General features: G+C 45.9%; 14 protein-coding genes. 12 read left to right on the forward strand and 2 right to left on the reverse strand.

What is annotated here, in order from left to right:
- Positions 1-100: 100 nt before the first annotated feature.
- The 4 genes from IGI76_RS00365 to cydC are packed head-to-tail and all read left to right on the forward strand — an operon-like array spanning position 101 to position 6,015.
- Positions 101-1,531, forward strand: coding sequence for a cytochrome ubiquinol oxidase subunit I (locus IGI76_RS00365; RefSeq protein WP_288723053.1), 1,431 nt, complete (start codon positions 101-103; stop codon positions 1,529-1,531).
- The gene (gene cydB, locus IGI76_RS00370; protein ID WP_005226530.1) at positions 1,528-2,547 is read left to right on the forward strand and encodes a cytochrome d ubiquinol oxidase subunit II; all 1,020 of its coding nucleotides are present in this window, start codon (positions 1,528-1,530) and stop codon (positions 2,545-2,547) included. Before IGI76_RS00365 ends, cydB begins: the two co-directional genes overlap by 4 nt.
- Positions 2,544-4,265: a thiol reductant ABC exporter subunit CydD gene (cydD, locus tag IGI76_RS00375; protein WP_333718860.1), complete on the forward strand. Its 1,722-nt coding sequence runs from the start codon at positions 2,544-2,546 to the stop codon at positions 4,263-4,265. The genes cydB and cydD overlap by 4 nt, the downstream gene beginning before the upstream one ends.
- Positions 4,258-6,015, forward strand: coding sequence for a thiol reductant ABC exporter subunit CydC (gene cydC / locus IGI76_RS00380; protein ID WP_010748518.1), 1,758 nt, complete (start codon positions 4,258-4,260; stop codon positions 6,013-6,015). Before cydD ends, cydC begins: the two co-directional genes overlap by 8 nt.
- Before the next feature lie 54 nt (positions 6,016-6,069).
- Here the strand turns inward: cydC and IGI76_RS00385 are convergent, their stop codons facing one another.
- The gene (locus IGI76_RS00385) at positions 6,070-7,050 is read right to left on the reverse strand and encodes a polyprenyl synthetase family protein (RefSeq protein ID WP_005226544.1); all 981 of its coding nucleotides are present in this window, start codon (positions 7,048-7,050) and stop codon (positions 6,070-6,072) included.
- A 93-nt stretch (positions 7,051-7,143) separates the two neighbouring features.
- Here IGI76_RS00385 and IGI76_RS00390 point away from each other — a divergent pair, with 93 nt between their 5' ends.
- The 3 genes from IGI76_RS00390 (at position 7,144) to IGI76_RS00400 (ending at position 10,364) form a co-directional block, all read left to right on the forward strand.
- On the forward strand, positions 7,144-8,046 hold the full coding sequence (locus IGI76_RS00390) for a prenyltransferase (RefSeq protein ID WP_005226546.1): 903 nt from the start codon (positions 7,144-7,146) through the stop codon (positions 8,044-8,046).
- Positions 8,047-8,077: 31 nt separating this feature from the next.
- Positions 8,078-9,286, forward strand: coding sequence for an NAD(P)/FAD-dependent oxidoreductase (locus IGI76_RS00395; protein ID WP_005226547.1), 1,209 nt, complete (start codon positions 8,078-8,080; stop codon positions 9,284-9,286).
- Between the two features lie 136 nt (positions 9,287-9,422).
- The gene (locus IGI76_RS00400) at positions 9,423-10,364 is read left to right on the forward strand and encodes an FAD:protein FMN transferase (RefSeq protein WP_333718861.1); all 942 of its coding nucleotides are present in this window, start codon (positions 9,423-9,425) and stop codon (positions 10,362-10,364) included.
- Between the two features lie 62 nt (positions 10,365-10,426).
- On the opposite strand, the gene IGI76_RS00405 is transcribed toward IGI76_RS00400, so the two are convergent.
- Positions 10,427-11,341 carry a LysR family transcriptional regulator gene (locus tag IGI76_RS00405; RefSeq protein WP_438780891.1) on the reverse strand — a complete coding sequence of 305 codons (915 nt, stop codon included), beginning with the start codon at positions 11,339-11,341 and terminating at the stop codon, positions 10,427-10,429.
- A 263-nt stretch (positions 11,342-11,604) separates the two neighbouring features.
- On the opposite strand from IGI76_RS00405, the gene IGI76_RS00410 reads away from it, so the two are divergent.
- The 5 genes from IGI76_RS00410 to IGI76_RS00430 all read left to right on the forward strand — a co-directional run bounded on the left by IGI76_RS00410 (position 11,605) and on the right by IGI76_RS00430 (position 19,045).
- Complete coding sequence (locus IGI76_RS00410) at positions 11,605-12,210, forward strand: NADPH-dependent FMN reductase (RefSeq protein ID WP_201690902.1); 606 nt, start codon at positions 11,605-11,607, stop codon at positions 12,208-12,210.
- Positions 12,211-12,228: 18 nt separating this feature from the next.
- A complete protein-coding gene (locus IGI76_RS00415; RefSeq protein WP_438780893.1) occupies positions 12,229-14,655 on the forward strand; it encodes a flavocytochrome c in 2,427 nt (808 codons plus the stop codon).
- A gap of 90 nt (positions 14,656-14,745) precedes the next feature.
- A complete protein-coding gene (locus IGI76_RS00420) occupies positions 14,746-15,975 on the forward strand; it encodes an L-lactate MFS transporter (RefSeq protein WP_333718864.1) in 1,230 nt (409 codons plus the stop codon).
- A gap of 221 nt (positions 15,976-16,196) precedes the next feature.
- Positions 16,197-18,299 (forward strand): SH3 domain-containing protein, encoded by a 2,103-nt coding sequence (locus IGI76_RS00425; protein ID WP_438780895.1) that lies wholly within the window; start codon positions 16,197-16,199, stop codon positions 18,297-18,299.
- 242 nt (positions 18,300-18,541) lie between these two features.
- A complete protein-coding gene (locus IGI76_RS00430) occupies positions 18,542-19,045 on the forward strand; it encodes a general stress protein (protein ID WP_005226556.1) in 504 nt (167 codons plus the stop codon).
- The last annotated feature ends 90 nt before the right edge of the window (positions 19,046-19,135 follow it).

The raw sequence follows: 19,135 nt of genomic DNA on the forward strand, positions 1-19,135 counted from the left end.
TGCTTCTTTTTTACTGATTAGAGGAGTATATTCGAAGTTGGAATTTTTCTTTATTTAGAATTATTTTAATGTACTTTTTTATGAAATAGGAGGATGTAGGATGGATATTGTGACACTAGCGCGAATCCAGTTTGCGATGACGACGATTTTTCACTTTTTCTTTGTACCGTTTTCGATCGGAACTGGTGTCGTCGTTGCAATTATGGAGACACTTTATGTGATCAAAAAAGATGAAAAATATCGCCGGATGACGAAGTTTTGGGGGAATATTTTTCTATTGAGTTTTGCTGTCGGGGTCGTGACAGGGATCATTCAAGAATTTCAATTTGGGATGAACTGGTCAGACTATTCTCGTTTTGTCGGGGATATTTTTGGTGCGCCCTTGGCTTTAGAAGCTTTGTTGGCGTTCTTCTTAGAATCGACGTTCTTAGGATTGTGGATCTTTACATGGGATCGGGTCAGTCCCAAGCTGCACGCCACCTTTTTCTGGTTGGTGACGCTAGGTTCGATGCTATCGGCGTTTTGGATCTTAGCTGCCAATAGTTTTATGCAGCATCCAGTGGGGTATACCTTGAACAATGGCCGGGCAGAAATGACTGACTTCGGTGCATTATTGGCAAATCCACAGGTGTGGTATGAGTTTTTACACGTGATCACCGCTGCCATCACGATGGGTGGGATCATTGTTGCTGGTTTATCAGCCTTTCGTCTGTTGAAGAAAGACAAAGACATTGACCGCGACTTCTTCAAAAAATCAATGCGGATCGGTTTTGCGGTGGCATTGTTCGGTTCATTCACCGTCTTGCTAGCCGGGGATGAACAAATGAAATACTTGGTTGAAGAACAACCAATGAAATTTGCCGCAATGGAAGGAACTTATGAAGATACCGGGAGTCCTGCGGCTTGGACCGTCGTTGCTTGGGCGAATGAAGCAGAACATCACCAAGTCTTCGGTGTTTCGATTCCCTATATGTTGAGTATCTTAGCCTTCAATGAACCCTTCGGCTCCATCGATGGGATGGATACGGTCAATCAGCAATTGATTGAAACCTACGGCGACCGTAATTACTACCCGCCGGTCAACACACTCTTTTGGAGCTTCCGGATCATGGCTGGTTTTGGTGCCTTGATGCTGTTGGTTTCTGGTCTGGGGTTGTATTTTACGCGTAAGAAGAAACCATGGCTCTTTGAAAAACGCTGGTTACTTTGGGTAGTGGCAATCACTTTGTTCACCCCATTTATTGCCAATACAGCTGGTTGGCTGATCACGGAGTTAGGGCGTTACCCATGGACGGTTTACGGCTTGTTTACGATCGAAGATAGTGTGTCACCAAACGTTTCCGTGACCTCACTCTTGATCTCAAACATCGTTTACTTCCTCTTATTCTCTGGCTTAGGCGGAACGATGGTCTATCTTGTGAAACGGGAAATGGATCATGGACCTGAAAAAGAAGCCTTCGGCGAAATCAGCCAAGGAGACAACCAAGAAGGGTACGAAGACCCATTTGATAAGGAGGCGTTTGAAGGATGACCGGTCTGCAATTACTATGGTTCACGTTGATTGGGCTTTTATTTTCCGGATTCTTCTTCTTAGAAGGGTTTGACTTTGGTGTGGGGATGTCTGTGCAGACATTGGCCCACAATGAAGAGGAAAAAGACCAGATCGTTAAAACGATCGGGCCTGTCTGGGATGGCAATGAAGTGTGGCTATTGACCGCTGGCGGAGCGATGTTCGCCTCGTTTCCATACTGGTATGCTTCTTTGTTCAGCGGTTTTTATTTGATTTTGTTATTGATCTTAGTCGGGTTGATCATTCGCGGTGTTTCCTTTGAGTTTCGAGCAAACTTCCCGAAAGAACACAAAAACATTTGGAACTGGACGTTGACGATCGGCAGTACGATCGTACCGTTTTTCTTCGGTCTGATGTTTGTCAGCATGATCCAAGGAATGCCTTTGGGTGAAGATGGCAACATGACGGCAACCTTTACGGATTACGTCAATCCCTTTTCAATCGTTGGCGGGATCGCGTTGACCTTGTTGTGCTACTTGCACGGATTAAACTATATCGCTTTGAAAACGGAAGGTCCGATTCGGGCACGGGCACGCAACTATGCAAGTATTTTTTATGGCATCTTATATGCAGGCTTAGTCGTCTTTGCTGTGATGCTTTACTTCCAAACGGATTTCTTCGAGAATCATTTTGCGACAACGCTTGGTTTGCTGCTTGTGATCGTTGTACTGACACTGATTGCAAATATCGGCGTCTTTAAAGGCAAAGAAATGATGGCTTTCATTGCGAGTGGCTTAACGTTGATCGCTTTGGTGGCATTGATCTTCACAGGGTTATTCCCAAGAGTCTTGATCAGTTCGATCGATTCAAGCTATGACCTGTTGATCGCTGATGCGTCTTCAAGCCGCTACACATTGAAGATCATGAGTTATCTTTCACTGACGATCTTGCCTTTCGTCTTGGCCTATACGGCTTGGAGTTACTATATCTTCCGTAAACGGATCAGTCATACGGAGGCGTTGGAGGGGTATAAATGATTGATAAACAAATCATGAAGCTCCCAGGAATGAAACAACTTTTAGGGCTGCTTGCGGGACTTTCGTTCCTGCAGGCGCTCTTCATTATTGGGCAGGCGTATGGATTGGCACGTGCCATCACTGGCTTATGGGAAGGACGACCATTAGAGGAACAGTGGGGCTGGATTCTGCTGTTCTTTTGTTCGTTTATCGCCCGACAAGCCGTTATCTATTTCCGTTCCAAAAGACTCGATGATTACAGTTACCAGCAAGCCGCCGATCTGCGGGATCAATTGTTGGAGAAATTGTTTCGGGTCGGTCCTCAGATCGCACAACAGCAAGGGACGGGGAATGTAACAACGATGGTCTTGGAAGGGATCAACCAAGTCGAAAACTACTTGAAATTGATTCTTGCCAAAATCATGAATATGTCGATCATTCCTTGGGTCATTTTGGCACTCGTTTTTTATCTGGATTGGGAATCTGGCTTGGTCTTGCTGTTGGTGTTCCCCTTGATCATCATTTTTATGATCATCTTGGGCTATGCCGCGCAAAGCAAAGCGGAAAAACAATACCGAACGTTTCAATTACTGTCCAATCATTTCATCGACTCCCTGCGAGGAATCGACACGCTGAAATTGTTTGGGGTCAGTAAAAAATATGGCAAGAGTATCTTTGCTTCCAGCGAACGGTTTCGGAAAGCGACGATGGCTTCATTAAAAGTCGGTATTTTATCGACCTTCGCCTTAGACTTTTTCACGACCTTATCGATTGCCGTCGTGGCAGTCTTGCTAGGCTTACGGCTGATCAATGAAGGAATCTTGCTGTTTCCAGCGTTAACCATCTTGATTTTAGCACCAGAATACTTCTTGCCGATCCGCGACTTTTCCAGTGATTATCATGCAACCTTAGACGGGAAAAATGCGATGACTGCGGTGACGGAGATTTTGCATCAGCCCGAAGCCCAAGTACCGGCAGTAACGGTGCCTCGTTGGCAGGAAGACGCCCAGTTAACGATCGATCAGCTGGCGTTTTCCTACGAGGAAAAAGCGGCTTTGACGGATATCAACTTGAACGTGACTGGCTTCAAAAAGATCGGGATCATCGGTCTGAGCGGTTCTGGCAAGTCTACCTTGATCAATACCTTGAGTGGCTTTCTCGTGCCAGACAGTGGCGAGATCACTCTCGGAGGGGCGAAGACCACGGCCTTTCGCCAAGCAAGCTGGCAAGAACAGCTGATCTATATTCCGCAAAATCCTTATATCTATCGGTTGACCTTGCAGGAAAATGTCGCGTTTTATCAGCCGACAGCTACCAAAGAAGCCGTACTGAAAGCCATTGAAGTGGCAGGCTTGACTGAGCTTTTGGCGGAGCTGCCGCAAGGGTTGGATACGATGTTAGGAGAAGGGGAACGGCATCTAAGTGGCGGACAAGCCCAACGGATCGCTCTAGCCCGTGCCTTTTTAGACCAGCAACGAAAGATTCTTTTGTTTGATGAACCAACGGCTCATTTGGATATTGAAACCGAAGTGGCCTTAAAGGAACGGATGCTACCGCTGATGGAAAACCGTTTAGTCTTTTTTGCAACCCATCGCTTGCACTGGATGGAGGAAATGGATGAAATCATCGTGATGGATCAAGGAAAAATCGTGGAACAAGGGACCTTGGCACAACTGCAGCAAAAGCAAGGTGCTTTTACAGAACTAGTTAATGGAATGAGGAGGGAACAGCTTGAATAAAATCGGCTTATTGCGCTCATTGAAAACTGATACGTGGGTCAAGCCTTTCTTGTCAAAATACAAAAACGTTTTGGCGCTGGCCTTATTCCTAGGCTTCTTGACCTTTTTCTGTGGTGGGGCACTGATGTTTAATTCGGGGTACCTGATCAGCCGCTCGGCATCGATCCCAGAAAACATTCTATTGGTTTACATCCCCATCGTACTGACCCGAGCGTTTGGGATCGGCCGTCCAGTCTTTCGCTATTTGGAACGGTTGACCAGTCATAGCTGGGTCTTGCGCATGACCTCTAATTTACGTTTGAAATTGTACAACGTAGTAGAAAAAGATGCGATCTTCTTTAAGCAAGCACATCGCACGGGGGATATCTTGGGCTTATTGGCAGAAGATATCAACCATATTCAAAACCTGTATTTGCGGACGATCTTTCCTACTGTGATCGCTTGGATCTTGTATGCGTTCTTGATCATTGGACTCGGCTATTTTTCTTGGTGGTTTGCTTTGGTCATGCTGCTGCTATTAGGGATCATCGTCTTTGTCTTGCCGCTTTGGTCGGTGATCATCAACGGCGCGCGGCAAGAAAAGCAAAAACACATGAAAAACAACTTGTATACGACACTGACGGATAATGTATTAGGGGTTTCTGATTGGGTCTTCTCTCAAAGAGGCAGCGAGTACGTGGCTGCCCATAAGGAACTGGAAACACAGTTGCGGGCGGTGGATGAACAGATGCTGTCCTTTGATCGCCGACGGGATTTTCTTTTACAAAGCATCTTTGGAGTGATCGCTGTCGCATTGCTGCTTTGGACCAGCATTCGCTTTCCAGGTAACCACGGAGGAGCAGCCAACTGGATCGCTGCCTTTGTCCTGTGTGTCTTTCCTTTAGTTGATGCATTTGCGCCATTACCGTCTGCTGCTCAAGAAACCAATCGCTACAAAGACTCCATCGATCGCTTCAATGCATTACCAGAAGAAAATCGCCAAGTCTCCATGGAGCAACCGTCAGTACCTGAAGTGACGGGCCTCGTGTCGATCACAGTCAAGGACTTGCATTTTCAGTATCCTGAAGGCAAAGAAGTGCTTCATGGGCTGGATCTAACGATTCCTGCGCATCAAAAACTAGCGATCCTTGGTCGCAGCGGTTCTGGGAAAAGTACCTTTGCCTCCTTGTTGCGAGGTGATCTGCAACCGACGCAAGGGTCGATCACCTTAAACGACGTGCCTGTGACGGCATTGAGTGAGTCGATCAGTGACTTGATCGGTGTTATCAATCAAAGTCCCTATCTTTTCCATACGACCGTCTTGAATAATATTCGGCTAGGCAATGAGTCGGCTTCGGAAGAAGAAGTCTGGCGCGTACTGGAGCAAGTCGGGTTGAAAGAAATGGTGGCAGCTTTGCCTAACGGCTTGGCGACGATGGTGGATGAAGCCGGCTTGCGTTTTTCTGGTGGAGAACGGCATCGTTTGGCATTGGCGCGGATCTTGCTAAAAGACACTCCGATCATCTTATTGGACGAGCCAACCGTCGGCTTAGACCCGATCACGGAGCAAGGCGTGCTCGAAACCTTTTTCCAAGTGCTGGAGAACAAAACGATCATTTGGATCACCCACCACTTGCAAGGAATTTCGATGATGGACCGTGTGCTTTTTATTGAAGATGGCCAGTTGACCATGAGCGGAACACCTGCCGAATTGGCAGCAGAAAACAAACATTTTCAACACTTATTGGCCATTGACCAAGGACGACGATAAAAAAGAGCGTCCATCAATCAGTGATGGACGCTTTTCTTCTCATTGCTCTATGGCTCAGTAATTGCGCTGCAAGAGCAGTTCAGTTAATGAACGAATTTTGGCTTTGCTAGGTGCTTCGGGCAGCAGATCGATGTCGTCTAAGGCTTTTTGCGTGTAGGTGACCGCGAAAGCGCGCGCTTTTTCAACACCGCCGTAACGGACGACAAGATCCGCAACTTCTTGGGCTTCTGCCAAGGAGAGTGCTGCTTTTTTATTCAAATAAGGAGCGAATGCTGCAGGTGCCTGTTCTTTGGCAAATAGCAGCGGTAAGGTATAGACTCCTTGTGCCAAATCTTCTAGAATCGGTTTTTTCAAGGTGCCACTATCAGAGGTGTAGTCGAGAATATCGTCGAATACTTGAAAGGCGATCCCGATGTTGCGACCGATCTCACCCGCCCGCTCTTGGTTTTCTGTGTCGAGGCCGCCAAAATGAGCGCCTTCGAGACAAGCGAGCCAAAACAGTTCAGCGGTTTTGCCGTTGATGCTTTGCAGATAGTCGTCAATCGATTCATGGATGTTGTAGCGAGTGTGCATTTGATCAAGTTCACCTAAAAGGAGTCGTTTCATGGCTTGTGCGTTGGTTTTTAAAAACGGGGAGCCATTCATACTTTCGATCAAAAGCTCAAAAAATTGGGTGAACAAAAGATCACCCGTGTAGACCGCGATATCCTTGCCGTATTTGGCTTGAACAGTGACTTGACTGCGCCGCAGCGGCGAATCGTCAATAATGTCGTCATGGATCAAAGTGGCCATGTGTAAAATTTCTAGAGAAGCAGCAATTTTTGTTAATTGGTCGGTTTTTTTATAATGGGGATCGCCTAAGTCAGCAAACAAAAAAAAGAGCGCTGGCCGCAGCATTTTTCCACCTGAATAAGTAAAGTCGATCAAAACATCTTGTATCTCTTTGTTACGAACAGTAACGTGTTCTTCAATGATGGAACATACGGTTTTCAATCGTTGTTCGATCGTCGGATAATCGATCCAAAAGTCAAACATAGTATAACCCTTTCTAACAGTCATTCAGCCCTTATTCTAGCGTAAAGGGGCGTGATTGACTAGTTTAATGCACTCACTAAAGGAGGTGAAGTTGTGACGCTACCTGTATTTTTAGAACTTGTCGAATTTAAAGCAAAAACCGCCAGTATTTTGCCATTTTTCATTGGTGTCTGCTACAGCTGGTACAATTATCAAACGATTCATCTTGGCTATGTCCTATTGTATTTCATTGCCATGCTGATCTTCAATATGGCGGTGGATATTTTAGATAACTACAACGATTACCATCATGCCACAGAAGGGCATGATTACAAAGAAAAGACCAATATCATTGGTCGGGAACAGTTGTCTGTCAAATTGGTTTTTTGGTTGATGGTCTCCATGATCATCGTTTCCGCCGCCATGGGAATCGCCTTGGCAATGGTGGTTGGTTGGCCGCTCTTTTGGATGGGACTGTATTGTTACCTAGTCGGGATCTTTTATTCCTCTGGTCCACGGCCGCTTTCTAGTTTGCCTTTAGGCGAGTTCTTTTCTGGCTTTACGATGGGCTTTATGATCTCATTGATCTGTGTCTACCTTAATGCCTATCAAACCTTTGAATGGAACATTGCCACGATTGGCAGTATTTTCTTGATCTCATTACCCAACACATTATGGATCGCCAACTTGATGCTGGCAAACAACATTTGTGATCTGGAAGAGGATGAAAAAAATGAGCGCTATACGCTGGTGCATTACCTTGGTAAAGCCCGTGCGTTGAAATTATTTATCACAATGAACGTCTTGGCGTTTGTTGCGATCATTGCCTCAGTTGCCCTCAACATTGCGCCTTGGTCACTGGTTCTGACCTTTTTCGCGGCGCCCTTTGTCTGGCAGCAGACAAAACGATTTATGCAAAAACAAATCAAAAGAGAGACCTTCATTTGTGCCGTTCGGATCCTTGCGGTCGGAGCATGCGTACAAGTGCTGAGTTTTGCGATTGGTTTGATTTTATAATTTTTACAGCAAAGAAAGGAAGTAAGGAAACATGAAGGAAGTTGTCATTTTAGGAGCAGGGTATGCTGGATTGCGAGCATTGCACGTACTGCAAGGAGCAAAAGAAGCGTTTCACATCACATTGATCGACAAAAACGATTATCATTATGAGGCAACCGATCTTCATGAAGTTGCGGCCGGTACGCAACCAAGAGACCGCATTTGCTATCCCATCAATGATGTCGTTCGTCCCCAAAAGACCACCTTTGTTCAAAAGGAAGTGGCGTCGATCGATCGTAACCAGCAAGTGATCGTTTTTAAAGATCAATCCACGTGCACCTATGATTATTTAATCGTGGCGTTAGGCTTTGAATCAGAATCATTTGGGATCCCTGGTGTCGAGGAGCATGCGTTGGAAATGGTGGATGTCGACTCCGCAGAAAACATCTATCATCATTTGTTGAAACAAATGAAGGCATACAAAGAAACACAAAATCCTGACTACCTAAAAATCGTTGTCTGCGGTGCTGGTTTCACGGGAATCGAATTGCTAGGTTCATTGGTGGAAAACCGTAAAACCTTTGCGAAAGCAGCAGGCGTCAAACCAGAAGACATCAAACTGTATTGTGTCGAAGCAGTGACTCGTTTATTACCGATGTTTGATGAAAAACTATCGGATTACGGGATCAAAAATCTTGTTAAATGGGGCGTAAACTTCCTGACAGGTAAACCCATCAAAGCAATCAAACCAGGTGTCGTTGTCTATCAAAATGATGCCGATACAGGAGCAACAGCAGAATTATCAGCCAAAACTATCGTTTGGACCACAGGCGTCAGCGGTAGCCATGTGATGGCTGAATCAGACTTTTCTGCTCGTCGTGGTCGCGTGATGGTCAATCAAGACCTAACAGACCCTGATCATAGTAACGTCTATGTTGTCGGTGATGTTTCAGCAGTCATGGACCCAGCGACCAATCGCCCGTATCCAACAACGGCTCAAATCGCTTTGAAGATGGGGCAGCATGCGGGTAAAAATATCTTACGTCAAATGAACGGGGAAAAACCAGCAGATTTCCACTTTGAATCATTAGGTTCAGTGGCGTCGATCGGCAATACCCATGCCTTTGGCTTAGTAGGGAAAATGGGCATCAAAGGCTATCCCGCTTCCGTGGTGAAAAAAGCCATTATGGACCGTTCCTTGTACCAAACCGGTGGGGTCAAAGAAGTATTGGCGAAAGGCCGCTTCGACTTTTATCATTGAGCAATAGAAACAGGAGACTGCGAGGTTGACCTCGCAGTTTTTTTTCAAAAAAAGCAGCAGGGGTATCCCGCAGACTACTTTTTTCTCCCAGAAACTGCTATAATAGCCAAAAGAACAGAACAAAGGAGCAAGGACAATGCCAGAAGGCCAACGAGTGTTACAGGGAATGGGAACAGTGATCACGATTTGGGTGCAGCATGAAACCCCAGAAGTGATTTTAGAGGAAGCAGCCAAAAGAGCTGCGGCCTTTGAACAGCGTTTTAGTGCCAATGACCCGACGTCGGAGTTGATGCAGATCAATCAGCAGGCAGGACAAGGAACGATCGCTGCCACACAGGAATTGTTTGAATTGATCGCACTAGGGAAAGCCCATAGCGTACCCAAAGATAGCTACTTAAATATTGCCATCGGTCCTTTGGTGCAGGAATGGCGGATCGGGTTCCAAGATGCCCATCTACCAACGCCTGAGAAAATCGCGGAGCTGCTGCCAAAGACTGATCCTGCCAAAATCGTTTTGGATGAAACGCTGCAGACCGTCGGGTTAGCTGCTGGCATGAAGCTTGATCTAGGGGCTGTGGCAAAAGGATATTTTGCTGATTTGTTGATGACCTATTTCAAACAGGTTGGTGTCACAGCCGCTTTGATCGATCTTGGAGGCAATGTGGTGACTTACGGCGATGCCCCGAGCCATCAAGATGGCTATTGGCGGATCGGGATCCAAAACCCTTTCTTGCCAAGAGGGAATTTTGTCGCAGCGTTGAAGGTTCGTAATCAATCAGTCGTTACATCAGGGATCTATGAACGAACCTATCAGGTAGCGGGCAAGACCTATCATCATATTTTTGATCGAGATACGGGCTATCCGTTAGAGTCAGCCATTGCCAGTGTCACGATTCTCTCCGACCAATCGGTTGATGGAGAGATTTGGACGACCCGCTTGTTCGGCAAAGAGCCACAAGCCATCTTGCAGGAGCTGGCGCCGTTAGAAGGAATCACTGGGTTAATCATTACCAAACATGGAGAGTTGATCTATCCGCAAGAATTAGCCCGTTTGATCGAAACGCCAACAGCAGAATGAAAACAAGCAGCGATCACCTAGGAATATAGGTGGTGGCTGCTTGTTTTTTTGTAAAAAGAAAGCTAGACGTGTTGCAAAAAGGTCTCGATCAATTCGGCTTCGCTGTTTGACAATGCCCGTTCGGCTTGATGGGCAATAAAATAGGTGAGGGACAAGAGTTCCTCTGGCATCGGATAAAGATTAAAAGGGGTCGCAGTCGCTGCTTGCAGCACGCTTTCGGGTACGATCGCAATCCCAAGATTGTTTTCTGCCAATGCTGCTGCTGTATAAATATTGCTGCTTTCTATGAGAACGGTCGCCTCTACTTTGTATTTTTGCAGCAATTGATCGATTTGGCGCCGAATCGCCGAGCCGCTGGCGGTCAAAATCAATGGACTTTGCAGCAAGTCTTTGACGGCCAATGAATCAGGCGCTAAATACCGCCTCCCTAGTTGATACAGGGAAGAACAAGGCGGAATGATCGCTAGATACCGTTCTTGATTGGTACTGTGGACCGTTAGATTCGGTGCGATCGTCTCAGGATTTTGTCCGATAAAAAAGTCCAGCTGCCCATTCAGCAGGCGTTTTTCATTGTGCTTCGGCAGGTCTTCCCGCAAGAAAAAGTGCACGTTGGGATAGTGTTCATAATACGCAGGCAAAAAGAGCGGCAGCAGGTAAGAACCAAGGCTTGGCAAGATGCCTAAGCGCAAAGAACGCTTCTCGGTCGCGGTATACCAAGACAGCCGACTTTTCAATTTGGCAGACTCTGTTTCCAAGGTTTCCAGATATTGATAATAGATTTTACCAGCTTCCGTCAGTTGAAAATGACCCGGCTGCCGATTGATGATGGGGGTCCCTAGCTCTTGTTCGGCACGTTTCACGGTTTGTGTCAAGTAAGGCTGTGAGATGTAGAGGTCTTTGGCGGCTTTGGTATAGTTGCTATGTTTTAGCAAGGTATCGAGGTATTGCAGCATCAGATGGGAATCTTTAAGTGCCATTGCGTGGTCCTCCTAGTCATTTTTCTTATTATAACAAATTTGTTATCGATGGATAATTAAATAAATATTTCACAAATAAAGAATTCAGCCGTACACTTAATGGGTACTTGGGGAAGATTTTTTTGTTTAGGAAGAAGCCTTTCATCTCAGTAGGTCGTAAAAATCAACTTGAGAAACGATTGAAAAAAGAAATCAAAGCCAATGGTCAAAAACTTTTTATTTTTTGTTAAATGTTAAATTATTCACAATTAGGAGAGATGATAATGAAATTGATTGGAATCGTAGGAACCAACTCGACGCGTTCGACCAACCGTCGCTTACTGCAATTTATTCAAAGCCATTTTAGTGACCAAGCGGAGATCGAACTTTGCGAAATCAGTGATCTGCCGGCATTTAATGAACCAGAAGATCGGACGGCACCAGCGGCAGTCCAAGCCTTGTCAGAGAAGATCGAAGCAGCAGATGGGGTAATCATCAGTACACCAGAATACGACCACTCGATCCCAGCGGTGTTAAAAAGCATGATCGAATGGCTTTCTTATACGACGCGGCCTTTGATCGATAAACCAGTGATGATCACGGGTGCTTCTCTTGGTGCATTAGGTTCATCGAGAGCCCAAGCCCACTTGCGTCAGATCTTAGATGCGCCTGAAGTAAAAGCCCGAATCATGCCGAGTGCGGAATTTTTGTTAGGGCATTCCATGCAAGCCTTCGATGAACAAGGAAACTTGATCGATAACGAAAAAGTTGCCGAACTAGAAGACTGTTTCAATGAATTTGTCTTGTTCGTCGAAATCACGAACCGTCTGGTCAGTGAATATTCAAAGGCTAAAGAACGAGCAAAGAAATTTTCGTGGGAACAAGCATAAGAAAGAGAGGAACTAGTCATGAAATTTGTCGGCCTAATCGGAACGAACGCCAAAAAATCGACCAATCGCCAATTAGTAGCGTTTATGCAGCGAGAATTTGCTGCCCTAGCAGAAATTGAACTGCTGGAAATCAAGGATGTTCCAATGTTCAATGAAACACAAGATCAAACCAATAGCGAAGTGATCCAACGGTTAAATAGCAAGATTTTAGCAGCCGATGGAGTGATTATCGCAACACCAGAGCATAACCATTCGATTCCTTCCGCATTGAAAAGCGTCTTGGAATGGCTCTCCTTCAATCTCCATCCCTTTGATGGCAAACCAGTGATGATCGTCGGCGCATCCTACGATGTGCAAGGCTCCTCCCGAGCACAGCTTCATTTGCGCCAAATCCTTGACGCTCCAGGTGTCAATGCGACAGTCATGCCAGGAAATGAGTTCTTGCTGGGGCGTGCGCATCAAGCCTTTGATGAACAAGGCAATTTAAAAGATCAACGAACGATCGACTTTTTGGAAAGCTGTTTCCGCAAGTTCGTTCGGTTTACGGAAGTCGCTAATTTGTTGAACGTACCAGAAGAAGTCGTTTATGAGCCTGGTGAATACACCGTCACAGCACCAGGACATAACGGGGATCTACCAATGGTCGTCAAATTGAGCGAAGAACGGATCGAAGCCATCGATATCGATACGTCTGGTGAATCAGAAGGGATCGCTGATGTCGTTTTCGTACGGATTCCTCAAGAGATTATTGAAGGGCAAACCTTAAATGTCGATGCGATCTCTGGTGCTTCGGTTACTAGTAACGGTGTCGTCGATGGGGTAGCAAAAGCCGTGAAAATGGCTGGTGCGAACCCAGATGTCTTGCGCAAACGTCCAAAAGCCGCCAGTGCTTTGCAAACAGAAGATGAAACGTATACTACCGATGTCGTTGTCGTAGGTGGCGGCGGCGCAGGTCTGAGTGCAGCTGCCAGTGTGCTGCAAGCCAATAAAGACGTGATCTTAGTAGAAAAATTCCCAGCGATCGGCGGCAATACCGTACGTACTGGCGGACCGATGAATGCTGCGGATCCAAAATGGCAAAACGGCTTCTCCGCATTGCCTGGCGAACGCAGTGCTTTAGAAGAAGTTCTGACGATCGATGAACAAGACATCGATGCAGAATACTTGCCAGACTTCAAAGCTTTGAAGGAACAAATCACTGCGTATCTTTCAGAAACGACGCCAGAAAAAGAATACTTGTTTGATTCTGCTTTGTGGCATCGAATCCAAACTTATCTAGGCGGAAAACGAAAAGATTTGAATGGGCAACCGATCTATGGGAAGTACGAGCTAGTGAAAATCTTGACGGATCAAGCATTGGCCTCAGTGAAATGGTTAGAAGAAATCGGCGTAGAATTTGATATGAACAATGTCGATATGCCAGTAGGAGCGAAATGGCGCCGTGGGCATAAACCAGTCAAAAACGAAGGGTATGCCTTTGTATCGGCTTTGCATCAATTCGTGAAAGAACATGGGGGAACGATTTTAACCGATACGCCTGTCAAAGAATTATTGATCGAAGATGGTAAGGTTACTGGAATCATCGGGGAAGGCCGTAACGGTCAAAAAATCACAATCCATGCCAAAGCAGTGATTTTGGCTTCCGGCGGGTTCGGAGCGAACACCAAAATGTTGAAACAATATAATACCTATTGGACAGAGATCGAAGACGATATCAAAACGTCAAATTCACCAGCGATCACTGGTGACGGGATCAAACTAGGGGAAAGTGCTGGCGCGGACCTTGTTGGCATGGGCTTTTCACAAATGATGCCCGTATCTGATCCGAACACAGGGGCTTTATTCAGTGGGCTGCAAGTGCCGCCAGCTAACTTTGTGATGGTCAATCAAAAGGGTGAGCGCTTTGTCAATGAGTACGAAAGCCGCGATGTATTGACCCAAGCGGCAATCGATAATGGCGGATTGTTCTATTTGATCGCGGATGAAGAGATCAAGAAAACCGCTTATAACACGAGCCAAGAAAAAATCGATAAGCAAGTAGCTGCTGGTACGCTGTTCCGTAGTGAGACCTTGGCTGGCCTGGCAGAGCAGATCAATGTCGATCCAACCGTCTTAGAAGCGACCGTTGCGAAATACAACAGCTATGTGGATGCTGGGAAAGACCCAGAGTTTGGCAAAGATGTTTTCGACTTGAAAGTGGAAAAAGCACCTTTCTATGCCACACCAAGAAAACCAGCGGTTCACCACACGATGGGAGGATTGAAGATCGATCCGCAAACCCATGTGTTGACGAAGGAAGATCAAATCATTGAAGGACTGTATGCAGCAGGGGAAGTTGCTGGGGGGATCCATGCTGGCAATCGCTTAGGCGGCAACTCGTTGACAGACATCTTTACTTTTGGCCGAATTGCTGGAAAAACAGCAGTCGCAGAACATCTCGAATAAAAAGCCTTGCGCGTTGTGTCTCGACACGCGCGCTAGCTTTTGAAAAAACATGTGAATAAAGTAACATGCTTAAAACAAAGGAGAGAAAAAATGGAAACAAAAATCAATCGCTGGCTGATTCTGATCGCTTCGACCGCAGTGTTGCTGTGTACGGGCGCTGTATATGCCTTTAGTGTCTTTGCAGGACCTCTTAGTCAATTAAAAGGTTGGTCCATGGAAGAGATCATGCTAGCCTTTACCATCAATGCCGCAGTTGGCCCGATTACCATGATTTTGGGTGGTTTGCTGACAGACCGAGGAGCCGCTAGATGGGTCATCGCTGGTGGAGGCGTGTTGTTCGGAGCGGGTTTCTTCCTGACGGGTTTGGTCAACTCACCCGCTATGCTGTACCTGACTTATGGAGTCTTTGCTGGTTTAGGGCAAGGCTTTGCCTATTCGGCTTGTTTAAGCAATACGATTCGGTTATTCCCGGATAAACGGGGACTGGCTTCGGGCTTGATCACAGCAGGTATGGGTGGGGCAGCGATTATTGCCGCACCGATTGCGAATCGTTTGATCGAATCACAAGATGTCTTAGCGGCGTTTCGGATTTTAGGAATTGCCTATATCGTGATCGTCTTGGTGGCTAGTCTATTTATTCGTAAAGCACCAGAAAATTACTGTCCAGCAGGTTGGCAACCAGCGGATCAAGGAAAAAATGGTCCTCAAATCAATCTAAATTGGTTGGACATGCTGAAGACACCAACTTTTTACTTGATTATCGTTATGTTAGGGGTAGGGGCTTTCTCAGGTTTGATGATTGCTTCCAACGCCTCAGTGATCGGGCAAAGTATGTTTGGTTTGACGGCAGCGGCCGCTGCCTTTTATGTCAGCTTGTACTCTTTGAGCAACTGTTTTGGTCGTATCCTTTGGGGCACCGTTTCTGATAAAATTGGTCGGACGAATACGTTGATGATCATCTATGGCGTGGTGGCATTGTCCTTATTCTTGTTGACGCTTGGTCAAACAACTGTGATCTTCACTGTCGGGATCATCGGTTTAGGACTGTGCTTCGGGGGCGTGATGGGGGTATTCCCATCGATCGTTATGGAAAATTACGGACCGATCAATCAAGGGGTCAACTATGGAATCGTCTTTATTGGTTATTCTACGGCGGCATTCTTTGGCCCCAGAGTGGCAGCAGCAATCGCAGAAAGTAACCAAGGAGATTATACAAAAGCCTTCTATACGGCAATTTTCTTGGCCGTTTTTGGGCTTGTTCTCAACATAGGCTATGCGATGCTAAAAAAAGCCAAAAAGCCCGCACCTGTTATTAAATAACAATTCACCAAAAGTAGTCTTTTTGATAAAGGCTGCTTTTTTGGTGCTAAAACAACTCTTTTTTCTTTTTTTAGAACAGAGTATTGGCTGATGAAGCAAAAGAGAAAACTGTTTCATAGCAAGAATTTATCTCGTTGATTTCACTGTTTTTTCATCTTAACCCCCCATTTTTTAATAAATCGTGTTACAATAAAAAAAGGCTAATACGACGGAGGGATTAAATGACAATTCGTAAAGAACGACGCCGCTTAGAAAAGCGCTTGAAGCGCACGCAATATACCCAAAAAAGTATTACGATGGCTACTACTTTAGTAGCGGGATCAACGTTTATCCCGACCTTAGGGCATGCGGCTGAAACGGCAACGACAGAAACCAGCAATGACCTTAAGGTCGTTGAACAAACAACAAACACTACACCAGAAACCGACAGCACGCCGGTTGAGGAAACGACAGAATCGACGACAGCACCTGTTGTGACCGAAGAAACTTCGGAAATAACGGAGGAGTCAGGAGCTGAAGCAGTTACTGAGGGATCAGAAACAGCGACGACAGAACGCACAACAGTCGCTAGTGATGAAGTCTTAGAAGCAGATGAAGTACCATCAGCCCTTTCTGATTTGACTAGTCGGGCATTATTTTCACGGGCAACGATCGATCCGGCTGCCTTTATCAGTCAGATTTGCGGCTATGCAACGGAAGTGGCGGCAGCAAACGATCTGTATGCCTCTGTCATGATGGCACAAGCGATTTTGGAATCTGGCTGGGGCGCATCAACTTTGACGACCACGGCCAACAATATGTTTGGGATCAAAGGTAGCTATAATGGCCAATACGTGACAATGGATACGTATGAAGATGATGGTTCAGGCAATTATTATTTGATCAGCGCCAAGTTTCGGAAATACCCATCATTAAAAGAGTCTTTTGAAGACAATGCGTATGTGTTGCGCAATACGAGTTTTTCTAGCGGCAACTACTATTACAGAGGTGCGTGGAAAAGCAATACGACCTCTTACACGCAAGCGACCGCTTGGCTGCAAGGGCGGTATGCAACCGATACTTCTTATGCCAGCAAATTAAACAATTTGATCAGTACGTATAATTTAACGCAATATGACACTGGCAGCTCAAATGCAGGCGGCGGCAATAGCAATGAAACGATCGTCAGTGATGAAACAGCGATCAATCAGCAAATGAAAACCACGTCATCCATGAATATTCGTTCGGATGCCTCCACCAGTGCCTCTATTACTGGTTCGTTAGCAGCCAATACGACGTTTACGGCAACGGCGACCAAAACGGGCACCAGCGTCAACGGCAACACCACGTGGTATAAAATTTCTGGCAAAGGCTGGGTCAGCGGTGCATATTTGACGAAGGTTTCGACCGATTCTTCAAATAACAATAGCGGATCAGGCAACACCGGTTCTGACAATAGCAATTCTGGCACGACGATCAACAAAAAAATGAAGACGACGGAAGCGATGAATATTCGTTCCAGCGCTTCTACTAGCGGATCAGTGGTAGGATCACTTAGCAAAGGCACGACCTTTACAGCCACTTCTATGAAAACCGGCACATCAGTCAACGGCAACAAAAATTGGTATTATGTCTCTGGCAAAGGTTGGGTCAGCGGTGCCTACCTTACTGAAGTGACCAACAATAATGCTTCTGAAGCGGAAAAAGAAGACAATGGTTCAAGTATCAATCAACAAATGAAAACGACGGCCGCATTGAATGTCCGCTCCGATGCTTCTACCAGCAGCCGTGTCGTGACAACGCTTGGTCAAGGGGTGACCGTTACCGTGACAGCGAAAAAGAACGGCACTTCAGTGGAAGGCAATAAAACGTGGTACTACGTTTCTGGCAAAGGTTGGGTCAGTGGTGCCTACTTGACAACAACCAGCAGCTCTTCCAATAATAACGGTTCAACAACCACAAATCAGCAAATGAAAACCACCGAGATTTTAAATGTTCGTTCCGATGCTTCTACCAGCAGTAGTATTACTGGTTCTTTAAGTAAAGGAGCAACCGTCACGGTTACCGCAACAAAAACCGGGACGACCGTCAATGGCACGAACAAATGGTATTATGTTTCTGGCAAAGGCTGGGTCAGTGGTGCCTACTTGACGTCTGCTAGCAGTGGGTCTTCTAATACGAATACCAGCAGCAGTTCAACGAAGACGCACACGGTGAAATCAGGGGACAGCTTATGGTCACTGGCACAAAAATATAACACCAGCATCAGCCAACTCGCATCATGGAACAACATCAACAGCAGCTATACGATCTTTGTCGGTCAAAAACTGATCGTTTCCAAGTAACAAGCAAAAAAACCGCGTGCAAGCCATTGGCTCACGCGGTTTTTTTATGATGGATCCGCTTCTTCCGGAGCAGCTAGTTTTTTTTTCAAGAAACCGCTTGTTTTTCGTAAGCGCAATCAAACTATTTGGTCAATCATAGAACCCTGCGTTAGAATGAAAGAAGCAATAGAAATTGCTAGTTTTAAAAGAATTGCTTCAGAACCAGAACAATCGAAGCGTACACAAAATAAGGAGGATTTCACATGCACAACAGAAACCTAACGATTATTGGCAGTTACGACACTCGAACAGAAGTATTACCGGTTATTGAGCAATTGACAAACGAAGGCTATGGCAAAGACGATATCGTGCTGTATGCGAATCAAACAGTCATCGATCAATTTGGGTTAGAATCCATCGATGATGTGGAAGTGGAGCATGCTGCTAGTGAAGACGAAGATCGTTCGCTTTGGGAAAAAATCAAAGATGCGTTTTCTTTTGGCGATTCGGATCACAGAGACGATGAACATGATCCATTATACGGCTACCGAGATGACATCGAACGAGACAAACTCGTTGTCGGCGTCTACGATTATCAGCCGATGGACAAAATAACGGATCGTGATGCAGATACTGAGCCAATCATCGATCAACCGTTACCAGGTGAAACAGCGATGCCCGATGAGTCCGTTCATCCAACACCGCGCATGGGAGACAGTGATATTGAAGCACCGATCCATGACCCGAATCATCTGCGAAACTTATAAGTAAAAGAATTTCTTAAGTAAAGGAACCATTAAAGCCAGGGGAACGAGCATCCGTCGCACCTGCCAACCCTTAGTGAAGGGATGGGCCCG

Origin of the sequence: Enterococcus sp. DIV2449a, assembly GCF_051711225.1 — a bacterium.
GTDB lineage: Bacteria > Bacillota > Bacilli > Lactobacillales > Enterococcaceae > Enterococcus_D > Enterococcus_D casseliflavus.

Excerpts from the sequence above, each read along its gene's own strand:
- IGI76_RS00365 (WP_288723053.1), top strand. The coding sequence starts at position 101 with ATGGATATTGTGACACTAGCGCGAATCCAGTTTGCGATGACGACGATT.
- cydB (WP_005226530.1), top strand. The coding sequence starts at position 1,528 with ATGACCGGTCTGCAATTACTATGGTTCACGTTGATTGGGCTTTTATTT.
- cydD (WP_333718860.1), top strand. The coding sequence starts at position 2,544 with ATGATTGATAAACAAATCATGAAGCTCCCAGGAATGAAACAACTTTTA.
- IGI76_RS00385 (WP_005226544.1), bottom strand. The coding sequence starts at position 7,050 with ATGTTTGACTTTTGGATCGATTATCCGACGATCGAACAACGATTGAAA.
- IGI76_RS00395 (WP_005226547.1), top strand. The coding sequence starts at position 8,078 with ATGAAGGAAGTTGTCATTTTAGGAGCAGGGTATGCTGGATTGCGAGCA.
- IGI76_RS00400 (WP_333718861.1), top strand. The coding sequence starts at position 9,423 with ATGCCAGAAGGCCAACGAGTGTTACAGGGAATGGGAACAGTGATCACG.
- IGI76_RS00405 (WP_438780891.1), bottom strand. The coding sequence starts at position 11,341 with ATGGCACTTAAAGATTCCCATCTGATGCTGCAATACCTCGATACCTTG.
- IGI76_RS00410 (WP_201690902.1), top strand. The coding sequence starts at position 11,605 with ATGAAATTGATTGGAATCGTAGGAACCAACTCGACGCGTTCGACCAAC.
- IGI76_RS00415 (WP_438780893.1), top strand. The coding sequence starts at position 12,229 with ATGAAATTTGTCGGCCTAATCGGAACGAACGCCAAAAAATCGACCAAT.
- IGI76_RS00420 (WP_333718864.1), top strand. The coding sequence starts at position 14,746 with ATGGAAACAAAAATCAATCGCTGGCTGATTCTGATCGCTTCGACCGCA.
- IGI76_RS00425 (WP_438780895.1), top strand. The coding sequence starts at position 16,197 with ATGACAATTCGTAAAGAACGACGCCGCTTAGAAAAGCGCTTGAAGCGC.
- IGI76_RS00430 (WP_005226556.1), top strand. The coding sequence starts at position 18,542 with ATGCACAACAGAAACCTAACGATTATTGGCAGTTACGACACTCGAACA.